Genomic DNA, 14,428 nt, shown 5'->3' on the forward strand with positions numbered 1-14,428 from the left:
TGATTGGTGAGTGCAGTGGTATTGAGGGTGGTGTGAGTTGTTTTGGCATGGGGGTGCAGGTGGGTGTGGATCACACAACTCACTGCCAACCGCCCTCCCCCTTTGAGCACAAAACTCAGGAAGAAGGACGGTTAGATGAGGTTGATCTATCACGCTACAATCATTTCACCCACTGAAACGGGGTTGTATTGAAAAATAAGTCCGGATTGGCCTGGATATTATGCGCCCAGAAGGTAAAATGCAGATGCGGCCCGGTCGAGAAACCCGTCGTGCCGACAAGCCCAATAATGTCACCCTGCTTGACGCGGTCGCCCGTTTTCACGCGCAACTCGGAAAGATGCGCGTACTGCGAGAACAGCCCCATCCCATGGTCAAGATAGATGGAATTGCCGGTCAAATACAGGGGTTCCGCGAGCGCGACTACCCCATCGTTGGTTGCCTTGATCGGTGTGCCTTCTTTGGCGGCAAGATCAAGGGCCATATGCGCGCTGTCGTATTTCCCGTTTACATAACGGGTGTACCCATACGGCGTGGTCAAAATCCCCTCTATCGGCTTCACGAACGGTCCGCGGAACAAAAATGTTAGCTCCGACTTGCTGCGCGCCAGATCAATCTTCTTCTGATCGGCATTGATGCGCGCCGTATCCTGTTTCATACTTTCCATTTGCTCGGTGACCTTCAAATACTGTGTCTCGAACTTCTTTGCCTTGATGGTCAACGTCTGATCACCAATCGGATACGTGCCTACTTTCACACTCATCGAGATTGGCAGATAGGTGAAATATCCCGCTTCATACGGCTGAAGTGTATACGTCTTGCCCTGCCAACTAATACTGCCTGGCTCCCTATGACGCACAAGCACGATATCACCCGGCGAAGCCTGCTCCGGAATGAGCTTCCAGCTAGAACCGATGACCGCTTTAGCGCCTGCTTCATCTTTATATAAAGAAGCTTCGGCTTTGAGCTGAGCCAAATGCGCTTTCTCACCTGTCATCATCGCCTTCGCGTCCTCCGTCATGCCGTCTATCCAAGTTTGTCCGCCATCCACCGTTAAAAGGAGAGGGCTCTTGCTATCCGTCGTTCGGGATAAAAGCACCCAGCCAATTTTTGGCGTCACGAATTGGGACTGCTTCACTGCATAGGAGGTCCCGTTCAGCGTAACGGAAGCCACGCTCTTTTGGACTGTCGCTGAACCCGCCACTGTTGCGCTATCTCCAGCGATCGCTGCCCCTGAACTACCAACAGTACTTGTTTCAACAGCACTTGCTGGCCCTGCTTCCAAGCTTAACAGCTTAGCAATCGTGTCCATGCCCATCGCATCAGCTCCTCCGTCCGTTGGGGGAGCTTCCGAGCCAACAGCTTCCTGCCAATGCGCACCGCCGTCTGTCGTTTGAACCAGCCCGTCGGCATATTTCACCCAGCCATGATCGAAATCAATCATTCGGAATTCCAAAGCAACACGCGGTGCTGGCGTTGGTACTGGTGTTGCTGCCACCGTGTCAGGTACATCCGTTTTCAATATAGGAGATGACTCAAAAGGATATTTCCCAAAAAGAATCACTGCACAAGCCGCAAGGATGCAAGCGCTGGCCAACAGTGGCCACTGACGCCTTTTTCTTGGTCTCACAGACGTTTCTACCTCCCTTGAATGACGACGGGTTGTCCAGCTGCTGGACGACTTCGTCTTCTTACTTTGCTCTTCTCATGGTAACACAAAAAACCCGAAAGCAGCTATGCCTCCGGGTTTTACGACGCTATATTTGTACGCCCTTTTTGAGCGTTTTTTGATCACTATTCGTGTTATTAACTAATGGAAGTAACTTGACACTTCGAATCATTGTGGACTGACATAAATGACATGTCGGCACGTGATCGAATGCAAAATTATCTCGCATCCAGCCTTTACAGCCTTCATTTTCACAAGACCATACCGTCACATTTTCTAGAGGCATCTCTTCAAGCGACTTTTTTCTGGAATACATGGATAAACCTCCTTAGAGTACTAAGCGTCAGCTAGCTTTAAATTGAAAAAGACTGCCATTACTTAAGTAAAGGCAGTCTTTTTAATTATATTACAGTTTTACAACGTTTTCTGCTTGTGGTCCGCGGTTACCTTGAACTACGCTGAATTCAACGGATTGACCTTCGTCCAAAGTTTTGAAACCGTCACCTTGGATTGCGGAGAAGTGAACGAATACATCGTTGCCGCCTTCAACTTCGATAAAACCAAAACCTTTTTCTGCGTTAAACCATTTTACTGTACCAGTAGCCATTGTGAAATACCTCCAAAAATTATTAACATGTTTTTTATTCTTCAAAGAGAAAAAATTCACACATTGTAAAAGGTTCACTAACAAAAATGAAAACCCTTTACAATATGTGAATTCAGGTTCTATTTGTCGATTGAATTTATCATAACACACCAGTTATGAAAACGCAAACTATTTCCAGACTTTACAAGTATAAAAAAATAAAAATCAGCCCCAACTTTAGTCTAGGTTGCACCTTGGTCTACAGACGGTTTGATGCTTGAAGGAGGCGGACTATACTTGATGTATTGAGTCTGGGAGGGTTTTGATCATGTATAACGCAAGTATTCAAACGATATTATCCGTTAGTGTTTTATTCGTCATTTTCACATGGATCGGAAGCGTCAAGGCGTCCCGACTATTGTACAGCGGAAGCTTAGAGAAGCTGCATCGCAAAACGGGCAAGCTGCTATTCTGGGCATGGTTTCCTATCATTCCTGCGGCTGCTATTGTAGCTGCCATCGTCTGGCTGCAGATGAACATGGACCCGATTTTCTGGAAGGACCGCATCTTCCTGCAAGCGCCGCTAGTCGTTGTTCCTCTTTTGAGCATATGGTTCGTGGCCGTTCCTAAGCTCCTGAAGCTTCGCTCTCTAATCAAGCAAAGTTTAGCCGAGAGTGGCACCGCAATTGAGCCTGCTATGTTTCACAGGGCCGCTAGTCCTGGTCTTATATTTCCTTATCAATTAACCGCGCTTAGCGCAGTAACGTCACTTTATTTCTCATTTGTACCGCCAGTTCCTTTCCAATGGATAGAGATTGCCATTCCTCTCGCTGTCCTTATAGTCCTTTCAGCGGGAATGTGGTGGAGACATGAACTTCGTTCTAAACAAGTACGTAAAGCCCAAAACTATCAAGCACCGCGCATATGGACACGTATTGGTATCATGACGGGCGTTCTCGTCGTGATCGCGGGAGTTGGCTTCTATTTGATTACATTCGCAATGGACAAAAGCGTACTGCCAGCCGAGATCGACATGGCGAGCGGAACGCATGATTACGGAGGCGGCGCTGCAAGTGAGCATGCCGGTCACGATATGGCCGCAATGGCAGGCATGATGTCTGTCGCTGACTTAACAGGCCCGAAAGAGGGGACGCCGGATCGTCGTTTTACACTCGTCGCACAGAAAAAACAGTCACACTCAGTTCCGGTAAAACAGTGGATGCTTGGACCTATAACGGTCAAATACCAGGACCAGAGCTTCGTATTAAAGAAGGCGAGCTTGTTGAAGTCACTTTAACGAACCAAGATATTGATGTAGGTGTTACAGCACATTGGCACGGCTTAGATGTGCCGAACGCCGAGGATGGCGTTGCTGGTGCCACGCAAAATGCGGTTATGCCAGGTGAAACCTATACGTACCGTTTCCGCGCCGAGCAGGTGGGCAGCTTCTGGTACCATTCGCATCAGGATTCACAAGAAGCTGTAAGCAAAGGACTTTTCGGAGCGTTGATCGTGGAGCCTAAGGCGGCTGCCCAAGTCAGCACCACAACTGAATCGACTGGAGCATCTACAAATAATAGTACAGCAATCACTGCAGTTACATCTATTCAGCCGCTGAAAGATATCACAGTACTGACTCACCGTTGGAAAGGAGCTTTCGCGATTGGAGCCAATGATGAACTTGACCGTCAGTCTGTAGCCCCAGGGACACCTGTGCATATGCGACTCATCAACACCGATGACTGGGTCGATCAAGTGTACACTTTAGTTGGCACGCCGTTTCAAGTAGCCGCTATTGATGGAACGGACTTGAATAAACCTGATCTACTGACTAATTCGCATATCATCGTTCCTACTGGAGGTCGATATGATCTTACTTTCATCATGCCTGAGCATCCTGTTTATTTGAACGTTGAGGGCAATAAGGATGGCGGCATTCTCTTATCCGCTGATGGCCAAGGAAACGTCCCTGAGCTTCCGCAAACCGTAGCTTTCGATCCGCTTACTTATGGAAGCCCGGCGGCAACGCCCTTTGATGCAAATAGCAAATTCGATCGAAACTTTACACTGATTTTAGATAATAAATTAGGCTTCTATAATCGAAACTTCGATTTTCTCTATACATTGAATGGAAAAGTATTTCCAGATGCGCCGATGTTTATGGTGAAGGAAGGGGATCTGGTTAAAACGACGTTCATTAATCGTGGAAATGTGGAGCATCCGATGCATTTGCATGGCCATCATGTCCTTGTACTTTCTCGGAATGGGAAGCCCTCCACAGGCAGTCCTTGGTGGTCGGATACGCTAGACGTTCAGCCTGGGGAAACGTATGAGGTTGCTTTTATCGCAAACAATCCAGGCTTATGGATGGATCACTGCCATAATCTCGTGCACGCTGCCGCAGGGATGTCCATGCATCTGATGTATGAAGGCGTTACATCGCCATTTTCGGTGGGAAGCGGTACCCAGAATCATCCGGAATAACTTAGGCATGGGGGAACTACAAGCATGACAGAAGATCTATTCGGAGCCGCAGGATTTAGTTCCTTCGGACTCCTTGTTTTAGGGTCCATCGCTGCATATTCGAGCAGTCTATTGGCCTATAGTTCGGGGTATAAACAGCTGAAAGTCAGGTCTTTTGGTCTGCTTTTCCTCATCCTGCTAGGTGAGATTCTTGCCTTTACTAAGGCAGCGATCATCCTGACCTCCTGGCCGACAGGTTGGCCAGCGCTGCAAGTGAAACTGGGGCTGGAACTGGGGTTGATCGGTATCCCAGCGCTAGCGACGCTGGCGTGGTCTGTGCCGAGGCTTTGGCGGATGACTCGGCTCAGCTTTAAGGAGCAGCTGGGCGAAACCCTGCCTGCGGAAGTACGTGCGAGCACCACGAGTATCGCGGTGGCGCTGCCCGTGCAATCGGTCATGCTGGGCGCGATGACCGTGTTCTTTTACACCTTCTTCACCGCGGTTCCGCTGCCGGTGAAGCTTATCGTAGTGCCGACGCTGCTAGCCGCAGCCGGCACGTTGTTGCAGGGGTATCGGCTGCACCGCCGATACCTGGCCATGCGCAGCCCCGCGTGGACGAAGCCACGGCTCGGGGTGCGGGTGGTGCGCGCTGCCGCTGGTGTCCTAGCGGCGGCAGCTGTGCTCTGGATCTGGCTGAGCGCAGCTAGCCAGATAAGCCGTTTGCCCGCCGAAATGAACATGGCGGCGGGGGTCATGGACTATGGCGGCGGCGCAGCGCCGGCGGATGCCGTGCACGCCCACCACAGCGTGGGCGGGACGAGCGTGTCGTCGCTGAAGGGTCCCCGCGAGGGGACGCCGGATCAGCGGTTTACGCTCACGGCTATGAAGAAAACCGTAACGCTCAGCTCGGGTAAACAGGTTGAAGCTTGGACGTTTAACGGCCAGCTGCCAGGCCCAGAGCTGCGCGTGAAGCAAGGTCAATTGGTGGAAGTCACGTTGGTGAACGCCGATATTGCCGATGGCGTTACGCTGCATTGGCACGGTCTTGACGTCCCTAACGCAGAGGACGGAGTCGCTGGCGTGACACAAAATGCCGTCATGCCAGGTCAATCCTATGTATATCGATTCATAGCCAGCGATGCGGGCACTTATTGGTACCATTCTCACCAGCAGTCGTATGTGGGCGCTGGTAAAGGTCTGTTCGGAGCATTATTGGTTGAACCTGCTATAGCTGACACCAAGTCTAAGCCCAATGAACTAGAAATCCCGATTGTTGCACATACCTATTCAACCCTAGATGGTTCGTCGAACACGATCTCTTTTGGAGCTTCGGATTCACGCCAAATCCAGCAGATTTCGCCGGGTACACCGGTTCGCTTGCGTCTAATTAATACAGATAATTCACCATTGACGTTCAAGTTATTAGGAACTGCTTTTCAAGTGGCCGCTATTGATGGAACGAACCTACATGGGCCCACAGATCTAGTAGGCAAAGATCTTCTCCTCGCAGCAGGCGGACGTTATGACGTGACGTTTACGATGCCAGAGGGGGCAGTTCTATTAGGTCCAAAGACCGAGAATGAAAGCGGCAGTTACGCTGCCTTGATAATGAGCCCAGACGGTCGAGATTGGGATTTCGGCGATGCGATGAGTAAGCGAGGAGATATTTGGGACCCCCTGAGGTATGGCAGCCCCGATACCAAAGCTGTTGCCGCATTCACCGGACCCTATAACCGCGAATTTCAGCTTATTTTAGATAAAAAATTAGGCTTCTTCAACGGAGCCTTCACGTACTCTTTTACGATCAACGGCAAGTTATTCCCCGATACGCCTATGCTAATGGTGAAAGAGGGAGACGTTGTGAAAACGACGATCGTCAATCATAGCAGCGCCAGTCATCCGATGCATTTGCACGGACACCACATGTTAGTGCTGAGTCGCAACGGGCAGCCTTCAACTGGAAGTCCATGGTGGGTGGATACGTTAAACGTTGCTGCAGGTGAGACGTACGAGATTGCTTTTATTGCGGATAATCCTGGCCTCTGGATGGATCATTGCCACAATCTGCAGCATGCGACGGCGGGAATGACCATGCACTTGATGTATGAGGGGATTACAACGCCATATTCTGTAGGAAGTTCAACGGCAAATCATCCGGAGTGACGGTTTTCACCTTTTCGACAAGATTGGAAGCCGTTTTTTCAAAAAAGAGGGAGGGCATGTCACATTAACTTACACACGGTTGACAAAATTAACCTCGACGGTTTACTCTGTAGAAAAGCAGGCACGACATAATTGCATATGACCTCTTTCGTATAACCTTAATAATTGGATTAAGGGTCTCTACTTAGAAACCGTAAATTTCTAGCTACGAAAAATGTGCGCTGACAGGCATATTTTTCATGGCTAGTTTTTTTATGCCTACATTTTCATATATTAGGGGAGTAGGAGGTTTTCGAACGATGACAACAATTTTAATCAAAGATGCACAGATCGTGACCATGAACCGGGGAGGAGACATACTAAACGGGGATATTTTGATCGAAAATGACCGTATTACCGCAATGGGGCCAGATTTGAATCCCGTACATGCAGATAAAATCATCAATGCCAAGAATCGTACCGTCATTCCCGGCTTTATCCAAACTCACATTCATCTATGTCAGACGTTGTTCCGTGGGAAAGGGGACGATCTGGAGCTGATGGATTGGCTGAAAAAGCGGATCTGGCCACTGGAAGCCGCTCATGATGAGGAGTCGATCTACTACTCTGCGATGCTCGGTATTGGGGAGTTAATCCAAAGCGGCACCACAACGATCGTGGATATGGAGACGGTGCATCACACCGATTTTGCTTTTCAGGCGATTGCAGAAAGCGGGATTCGGGCATTGTCTGGCAAGGTGATGATGGACAAAGGGGACGAGGTGCCTTTCGCCTTACAGGAAAATACGACAGAATCGCTTCAACAAAGCGTTGATTTGCTTGAAAAATGGAACGGACACGACAACGGGCGTATTCAATACGCGTTTTCTCCTCGTTTCGTCATTTCGTGTACGGAGGAGTTGCTGCGTGAGGTACGCAATTTGTCCGAACAGTACAAAGTGAAGGTGCACACGCATGCGTCCGAAAATCGCGGTGAAATCGAGATTGTTCAAGCAGAAACGGGCATGCGCAACGTCGTCTATCTCGATCATCTCGGCTTAGCTAATGAACGACTGATTTTGGCCCATTGTATCTGGCTCGATGACGAAGAGAAACGCATCATCCACGAGCGTGGCGTGCATGTCAGCCATTGCCCTGGCTCCAACCTAAAGCTGGCCTCAGGCATCGCTGAAACGCCAGACCTTCTGAAGCTGGACATCTCTGTCAGCTTAGGAGCGGATGGTGCGCCGTGCAACAACAATCTCGATATGTTCAACGAGATGCGGCTCGCTGCGCTCATCCAGAAGCCCATCCACGGACCGACGGCGATGAACGCGCAGACGGTGTTCCGCATGGCAACTATCGGCGGCGCTCGCGCGGTCGGGATGGCTGATGAGATCGGTTCGCTCGAAGTCGGCAAGAAAGCCGACTTAGCGATCCTCGATCTCAACAACTTCCACACGTATCCGTCTTACGACGTGGATCCGATTTCGCGCATCGTCTATTCAGCGACACGCGCTGATGTTGAAACGACCATTATTAATGGTCGGATCGTCATGGAAAACCGCATCCTGCGAACGGTTGATAAGGACATCGTCCTGCCTGAAGCGAACCGCTCCATTCAGCGGTTGCTGAAGAAGGCGAATCTGCGATGAGTTTCATCGTATAGGTCAAAAACCCCCACCATATCCTTATGTTGCATAGGACTTGGTGGGGGGTTTGCGTCTTGCGGGTCGACCACCATTTCCCCAACATAAATGGGAAATGTACAGTTAATAAACAGTAAACCACCTATAAATTTGAAATAGTTGGAGAATGTACAGTTAATTTCGGCAGTTTCGCGAGAAAAGAGCAGATTTCATAAAATTAGATGGAGGTTTTCCATCTATACAACGTTCCAGCTAGTTTCACAAGAAATTACCTACATGTTTTACAGGTAAATTTGCTGTGGCGCCAACAGCACCTGAATTTATTTACTTGAGCAATCTCCATGCTCACCTCAACTCACCGCAATCCAATTTTGGGAAGGATGACACTACCGGCTGAATTCACAACTAACGAAATCCCCATAATCGCCTAGTAAATAAGCCCATACCACTTCCAGTAAGGCCCACAAAGAGGTACAAGCAACAACACGGCTTTCTGTAAGCACGCGCTGTCGAGACCCCTCCAAAGGCCAGTATGTGCGTGTACGAGCCTGCGAGCGCGAATGATGCTGTGAAGCCGTAGAACGGCATTGTGGGTAAAGACCTAACCAACCGGGATGTGGCTGCATGTTCCGAATCTCAAGAACTCGGACAACGTCTGGACAATCGGCAAGCCGCCACGCCAAGTGATACTTTCGGTGAAAAGAAAGGGATTCTCGGGTTCAGCATGAACCACCGGCCACAACGCCCTTCAGCTGCCCGCGATAGTCAGCAGGGAAGCTCTTGAGGGCATGGAGGGAGACGGCGCTCATCGCCATGCTGAAGATCATGTACAGCCACGTCAGCGAGGCGAAGCACGATCATGGCCACCTCCAGCTTGGACGAGTCCGGCGAGCACCCACAGCATCGCCACGAATGATCTACTCTCTTTGCACGAGACTATGTATACACGCAAAGTTATCAATTCAAAGTATACAGTAAGCTTGATAAGACAAATTTGTCCACAAAAATTCCTCACGCCTCTTAAACGCAAAAAGAAAGACCCTTAACTAAAAGTTAAGGGTCTTTCTAGAGAATGCTATATTTGCAAGCTGAAGCTTACAGTTTTACAACGTTCTCAGCTTGTGGTCCGCGGTTGCCTTGAACTACGTTGAACTCAACGCGTTGGCCTTCGTCCAAAGATTTGAAACCTTCGCCAGTGATTGCGGAGAAATGTACGAATACATCGTTTCCACCTTCAACTTCGATAAATCCAAATCCTTTTTCTGCGTTAAACCATTTAACTGTTCCTACTGCCATGGGTAATACCTCCAAAGTTTTATTAACATGTCTTTTTTCTTGTTTCGAACAAAAAAATTACACATTGGAAAAGGTTTCATTTACTTAAATGATAACCCTTTGCAATACGCAATTCAGGTTTTCCCTTTAAGACTATTAATACTGTACCACACAATATTAGCTATTGCAATTATACCTGAGAGGGATTTATTGCTAAAGCTACAAAGGCTTCTCTATCTTCAATTTTAAGCGCCACAGCTAGTGCTAATGCGACATCTTTCGACGGGACGATTCGACCATTTTCGATCGAATTTAAGATAGAGTAGCTGATCCCCGCTTTCTCGCCGAGCTTACGTAAAGTGAGATTTTGCTGTTGCCGCAACTCTTTGAGCCGAATATGGAAGGCCACGATCGCCTCACCTCAACTTTCTTTATTTTTTTGTCTATCAATTTCAGTTCTAATTTTGTCGAATGGGTCTTCCCAGGCTGGCGGCTTGATGGTTTTGCCCATTTCATTCTTGTGAACCTTACCATCTGGCCATACCTTGGACATGTTCGCATGCTGTACGATATCGAAAATCGGTCCTGGCTCTACACCCATCTCAACAAGTGTCCCCAGCACAAAATACAATTCATCGATCATCGCATCCACTTCATCTTCTAAAGTAGCTGCTTCTTCAAATTCATTCAGCTCTTCCTGCATCCATGCCAGACGCGCGGCTTTACGCTGAGCGGATAGGCGCTGCGGTGATGCGCCCACCGGATGCTCAAACGTCTCATGAAACTTCTTCACAGCTTCGAAGGCTAGCTTTAATGTCATTTTATGTAGCTCCCTTAACCTAATTATAGTTTTCTACTATATACCATTAGGAGGGAGTTATGGTCAATATCCGAAGGACTATTTGAAATGACGTCCCATAATAAAACGGTCTTTCCAATAGCCGGAGTTCATTTCACGAATGACAACGCCGGAACTCGTAGTGTTACTGATAAACTGCCCATTGCCGATATAGATACCCACATGATTAATGCGGCCAGGTGTCGATACGCTGAACATCACTAAGTCACCCTTGCTTAGGCTTGTCTTCTTAGAAACTCGAGTCCCTAATTTCGCTTGTGCTTTGGAACCCCATGGCAGTGAAATCCCATTCTTACTAAATACGAGCTGCGTGTAAGCGGAGCAGTCTAAGATAAGACGGTTCGTGTTTCTCGTACCATAACTATAGGAAACTTTCCCGATGTACGACTTGGCTGTACGTATAATGCTGTCTGCACGAGACATGCTCGTTGCTGTCACTGTTCCGCTAGCTAGGGTTGATTGGGTGGTTGTCGTGGCAGCAGCGGCCGCCTGCGGGCTTAACAACGCAGTTCCCGCGACTAGCAAGGAAAGACTTAGACCTACAACTGATTGATTAAGGCGGTTCTTCTTCACAAAAAGCATGATTGATTTCCTCCTTTGGCATTAAATATGAGCTTGTTGGACCTGCTACTACCATAGCACATACCAAATGCCCTAATATTTAACAAAAAAGGAGGAAAGTCGCGTCACGCTTAATCGTAGGCACTATTCTGAGAATTCAATGAGAATTCAATGAGACTCAATCTCTTGACACCAATGAATCCGCTTTATCGCCAGTATGTTCCTGCCGAAACTCGGACGGGGTCACGCTATACTTCTTCTTAAATACCTGGGAGAAATGCCTCATATCTTGGTAACCCACGCGCTCAGCGACGTCTGCGAGCTTCATCTTAGGATTCAGCAGCAGCTGCTTCGCCTGCTCCAATCGCAGGCTAATTACGAATTCCTTGAAGCCCTGACCCGTCTTCTGCTTAAACAGCTGACTAAAGTAAACAGGGTTCAAATACACAATCGACGCCACTTTTTCTAGTGAAAGGTCGTCTTGATAGTGAGTGCGCATGTATTGAAGAGCAACTTCAACGGAACGATCGCTGCCGCTGGCATGATGCTCATAAACCTGTGTCGTGGACGCCTGCCGCATCCGCTGTACCTCCGCGGGTACGGATTGGAACTGCTCGATTCGATCCGTGCTCATGATCTGGAAAGGTACTTTTAAATATTTAATCAGATGACTGCGAAGCTCTTCAATCAGCTGTGAAATACTTGTTCCTTCTGGCGGGGTGATGAGCCCTAACAGGCTTTTGCTATCATGAACGGTCACAAAGCCTTTTCCGTAGCGTTCAATCAGCTCCAATAGGACGTTTTCAATAATGAAATTTTCCAAGAAAACGGCCTTATCAGTCTCCATTTTGACCATAATCAGGTAGAAATAAGGGTGTTGCTCCACAAACGGCCCCATGTCGATACGCCCCGTATCCAACCCTTGCACCCAGCGCTGGAACACAGCTTCCTGCAGAAATTTGCGATTCGTTTTGAGCAGCTCCGCTTCCTCGCTCAGTTCGGTATCATGGGCGATCTCCTCGCTCAGTTTCCTAATCATTTCAATCAGCACTTCTTTGCCGATCGGTTTCAGCAAATAGTCTTTCGCACCAAGGCGTACAGCTTCTTGCGCATAGGAAAACTCCGAATAGGCGGAAATTACGACCCACTTCACATGAGGATGGCGACTGCGCGACATATTCATAAGCTCTAGACCTGTCATCCCCGGCATCAGAATGTCCGTTAGCACAATATGAATCGTCTGGCCGCGAAGAATACTAATCGCTTGCTCCGCATTCGAAGCCAAATGGATCGTGTGCTCGGGAAAACGATTCTGAATTGTGCGTTGAATGCCTTGTAGAATAATGGTTTCGTCATCAACGATAAGAATATCCATGTTGGTCTGTTATACCCCCTTACGAGGAAGCGGCATCGCTATGATTACCGTAGTTCCTACCTCTTTTTCACTTTGTATCCGGAGTCCATAGGCTTCCCCGAACAGCAACACAATACGACGATGTACATTAGTAAGACCGATACCTCTCCGCGTCATCTTGCTGTCCAGGACGGGCTTTAACTCACCCGCATTTTCATCCGCTTTATTGGTGTACGGATCACCAATCATTCGAGCATCCTCTACAAGTCTTTCCTGCATCTGATGGAGAAGATTCTCTTCGATCCCCACGCCATTATCGGAGACAATGATATGCAGCTCTTGCTCATGCACCTCAGCAAACACGCGAAGCACACCAAGCTCTCGCAACGGCTCAAGGCCATACTTGACGGCATTCTCAATGATGGGCTGCAGTGTCATCTTGGGCAGAACCACATCGAGCCATTCCGAATCAATGTGAATGTCCGTACTCACTCTGCCCTCCAAGCGGTTCTCAATGATCGTCATGTAATGGCGCATCTGATCCAGCTCTTGCTGCAGCGTTGTTTTGGACGCTTCCTGCCAGTCACTGCTGTACCGGAACATATGAGACAACGCCAGAATGACTCTGCCTAAGCGATCATTCTCTCGCTCATCCAGCATCCAATAAATCATATCCAAAGTGTTGTAGAGGAAATGCGGGTTCACCTGAGACTGCAGTGCCTGCAGTTCGGCATTCTTCTCACTCATGGAAGCTAGCGTAATGCGTTCAATCAGTTCATCCATCCGATTCACCATGCGATTAAAGGAGGACACCAGCGAGTTAATTTCTTCAAAGGATTTGACCGTCACCGAACCCTTGAAATTCCCCATCTCCACTTGCTTCATCTCACGGATCAGCAGCTTCAGCGGGGATGCAATGTTCTGCGAAATTAGGCTCGCTAAAGCCGTTGAAAGGATGATAAGGACAACGATGACGACATATAAGTATTCCCTCGTTTTGACGACTTCCGCATTGATGTCTTCTTTAGGAGTTAATCCAAAAACGGTCCAATCCGACATTTTCGCTTTCGCCGCTACAATTAATTGATCTGTGCGATCATCAATAATGATCTCATTCTGTTGCGGGCGAGGAAGCCCACTGAAGGAAGGGAACGACGCTTTATCCTCCGCCGTCGTTGCAATCATTCGATTTTCTCGGTCCACGATGTATACCCGACTATTCGGACTAATCGTTACATTAGAAAGAGCAGCAAGGATCGGCTGCGGGTTCGTCTCGATCAGCATGACGCCAATTACGCGATGATCGGTGAGGTCGTACAGCTTCCTGCCAAAGACGAATAGCGCATCTCGCTGGAACTGGTTAATCACCGAGCCCTGCACCAGACCTAACCAGACCATCTCACCAGAGGAATCCTGCAGCTTCTCGTACCAATCAGCGTTTGCATAATCCGTATTGATGACACTGTCAAAGCCGCGTTCGTAATTATAGTTTTTCCCTGCATTCGTAATGACATGAATGCCTACGATATCATCACGCGAATAATAGATCGCTCCCAAAATATTCGTAATGGTACGCTCATTGAAAATACTAGCAGTCACATCGAGATTGGTATCGCGATCTTGAATTAAGCGAAGCATTTCATAGTTACTATTCAACGATTTCGTAATGCTATCGTATCCCTGTAAGAGCAAATCAAATAAACCTACGGTTTGCGAGATATTTTTCTGCGCCAAATCACTAATCTTACTATGTATAATTTGCGTTGTCTTTTGATAGTACAGCACACTAACAAGCAGCACGAGTACGAGCATTGAAGTAATAAATAGCAAGAATAGCCGATTATGAATGGAATTAAGGCCCCGTTTCACGCTT

13 protein-coding genes and 1 riboswitch are annotated in these 14,428 nt (G+C 48.3%); of the genes, 4 read left to right on the forward strand and 9 right to left on the reverse strand.

Features of this window, described 5'->3' with window-relative positions; genetic code table 11:
* Nucleotides 1-160: 160 nt before the first annotated feature.
* The 3 genes from AC58QG_RS25155 to AC58QG_RS25165 form a co-directional block, all read right to left on the reverse strand.
* Complete coding sequence (locus tag AC58QG_RS25155) at nt 161-1,627, reverse strand: M23 family metallopeptidase (RefSeq protein WP_497364846.1); 1,467 nt, start codon at nt 1,625-1,627, stop codon at nt 161-163.
* A gap of 127 nt (nt 1,628-1,754) precedes the next feature.
* Nucleotides 1,755-1,982, reverse strand: coding sequence for a cold-shock protein (locus AC58QG_RS25160; protein ID WP_028555205.1), 228 nt, complete (start codon nt 1,980-1,982; stop codon nt 1,755-1,757).
* A gap of 90 nt (nt 1,983-2,072) precedes the next feature.
* Nucleotides 2,073-2,273: a cold-shock protein gene (locus tag AC58QG_RS25165; protein ID WP_047679716.1), complete on the reverse strand. Its 201-nt coding sequence runs from the start codon at nt 2,271-2,273 to the stop codon at nt 2,073-2,075.
* A 307-nt stretch (nt 2,274-2,580) separates the two neighbouring features.
* Between AC58QG_RS25165 and AC58QG_RS25170 the strand changes: the two genes are divergently transcribed.
* From AC58QG_RS25170 to AC58QG_RS25185, 4 genes are all read left to right on the forward strand, one after another.
* Nucleotides 2,581-3,549 carry a hypothetical protein gene (locus AC58QG_RS25170; RefSeq protein WP_497364847.1) on the forward strand — a complete coding sequence of 323 codons (969 nt, stop codon included), beginning with the start codon at nt 2,581-2,583 and terminating at the stop codon, nt 3,547-3,549.
* Nucleotides 3,468-4,736 carry a multicopper oxidase family protein gene (locus AC58QG_RS25175; RefSeq protein WP_497364848.1) on the forward strand — a complete coding sequence of 423 codons (1,269 nt, stop codon included), beginning with the start codon at nt 3,468-3,470 and terminating at the stop codon, nt 4,734-4,736. Before AC58QG_RS25170 ends, AC58QG_RS25175 begins: the two co-directional genes overlap by 82 nt.
* Before the next feature lie 24 nt (nt 4,737-4,760).
* On the forward strand, nt 4,761-6,878 hold the full coding sequence (locus AC58QG_RS25180; protein WP_497364849.1) for a multicopper oxidase family protein: 2,118 nt from the start codon (nt 4,761-4,763) through the stop codon (nt 6,876-6,878).
* A gap of 128 nt (nt 6,879-7,006) precedes the next feature.
* Nucleotides 7,007-7,106, forward strand: a riboswitch (purine riboswitch).
* Nucleotides 7,107-7,177: 71 nt separating this feature from the next.
* Nucleotides 7,178-8,512: a 5'-deoxyadenosine deaminase gene (locus tag AC58QG_RS25185; RefSeq protein WP_497364850.1), complete on the forward strand. Its 1,335-nt coding sequence runs from the start codon at nt 7,178-7,180 to the stop codon at nt 8,510-8,512.
* A gap of 1,089 nt (nt 8,513-9,601) precedes the next feature.
* Here the strand turns inward: AC58QG_RS25185 and AC58QG_RS25190 are convergent.
* From AC58QG_RS25190 to AC58QG_RS25215, 6 genes are all read right to left on the reverse strand, one after another.
* Nucleotides 9,602-9,802, reverse strand: a complete 201-nt coding sequence (locus AC58QG_RS25190) for a cold-shock protein (RefSeq protein ID WP_028555213.1) — start codon at nt 9,800-9,802, stop codon at nt 9,602-9,604.
* Between the two features lie 169 nt (nt 9,803-9,971).
* Nucleotides 9,972-10,190 (reverse strand): helix-turn-helix domain-containing protein, encoded by a 219-nt coding sequence (locus AC58QG_RS25195; RefSeq protein WP_497364851.1) that lies wholly within the window; start codon nt 10,188-10,190, stop codon nt 9,972-9,974.
* Nucleotides 10,191-10,202: 12 nt separating this feature from the next.
* Complete coding sequence (locus tag AC58QG_RS25200; protein ID WP_497364852.1) at nt 10,203-10,601, reverse strand: pyrophosphohydrolase domain-containing protein; 399 nt, start codon at nt 10,599-10,601, stop codon at nt 10,203-10,205.
* A gap of 78 nt (nt 10,602-10,679) precedes the next feature.
* Nucleotides 10,680-11,222: a C40 family peptidase gene (locus tag AC58QG_RS25205; RefSeq protein ID WP_497364853.1), complete on the reverse strand. Its 543-nt coding sequence runs from the start codon at nt 11,220-11,222 to the stop codon at nt 10,680-10,682.
* 157 nt (nt 11,223-11,379) lie between these two features.
* Nucleotides 11,380-12,576, reverse strand: a complete 1,197-nt coding sequence (locus AC58QG_RS25210) for a response regulator (RefSeq protein ID WP_497364854.1) — start codon at nt 12,574-12,576, stop codon at nt 11,380-11,382.
* A 9-nt stretch (nt 12,577-12,585) separates the two neighbouring features.
* Nucleotides 12,586-14,424 (reverse strand): sensor histidine kinase, encoded by a 1,839-nt coding sequence (locus AC58QG_RS25215; protein WP_497364855.1) that lies wholly within the window; start codon nt 14,422-14,424, stop codon nt 12,586-12,588.
* Between the last annotated feature and the right edge of the window lie 4 nt (nt 14,425-14,428).

The sequence above is a fragment of the Paenibacillus sp. J22P169 genome (assembly GCF_059691995.1).

What these genes read in the sequence shown, in the direction of transcription:
- AC58QG_RS25200 (WP_497364852.1), bottom strand. Translation starts at nt 10,601, where the DNA reads ATGACATTAAAGCTAGCCTTCGAAGCTGTGAAGAAGTTTCATGAGACG.
- AC58QG_RS25160 (WP_028555205.1), bottom strand. Translation starts at nt 1,982, where the DNA reads ATGTATTCCAGAAAAAAGTCGCTTGAAGAGATGCCTCTAGAAAATGTG.
- AC58QG_RS25185 (WP_497364850.1), top strand. Translation starts at nt 7,178, where the DNA reads ATGACAACAATTTTAATCAAAGATGCACAGATCGTGACCATGAACCGG.
- AC58QG_RS25165 (WP_047679716.1), bottom strand. Translation starts at nt 2,273, where the DNA reads ATGGCTACTGGTACAGTAAAATGGTTTAACGCAGAAAAAGGTTTTGGT.
- AC58QG_RS25170 (WP_497364847.1), top strand. Translation starts at nt 2,581, where the DNA reads ATGTATAACGCAAGTATTCAAACGATATTATCCGTTAGTGTTTTATTC.
- AC58QG_RS25205 (WP_497364853.1), bottom strand. Translation starts at nt 11,222, where the DNA reads ATGCTTTTTGTGAAGAAGAACCGCCTTAATCAATCAGTTGTAGGTCTA.
- AC58QG_RS25190 (WP_028555213.1), bottom strand. Translation starts at nt 9,802, where the DNA reads ATGGCAGTAGGAACAGTTAAATGGTTTAACGCAGAAAAAGGATTTGGA.
- AC58QG_RS25180 (WP_497364849.1), top strand. Translation starts at nt 4,761, where the DNA reads ATGACAGAAGATCTATTCGGAGCCGCAGGATTTAGTTCCTTCGGACTC.
- AC58QG_RS25210 (WP_497364854.1), bottom strand. Translation starts at nt 12,576, where the DNA reads ATGGATATTCTTATCGTTGATGACGAAACCATTATTCTACAAGGCATT.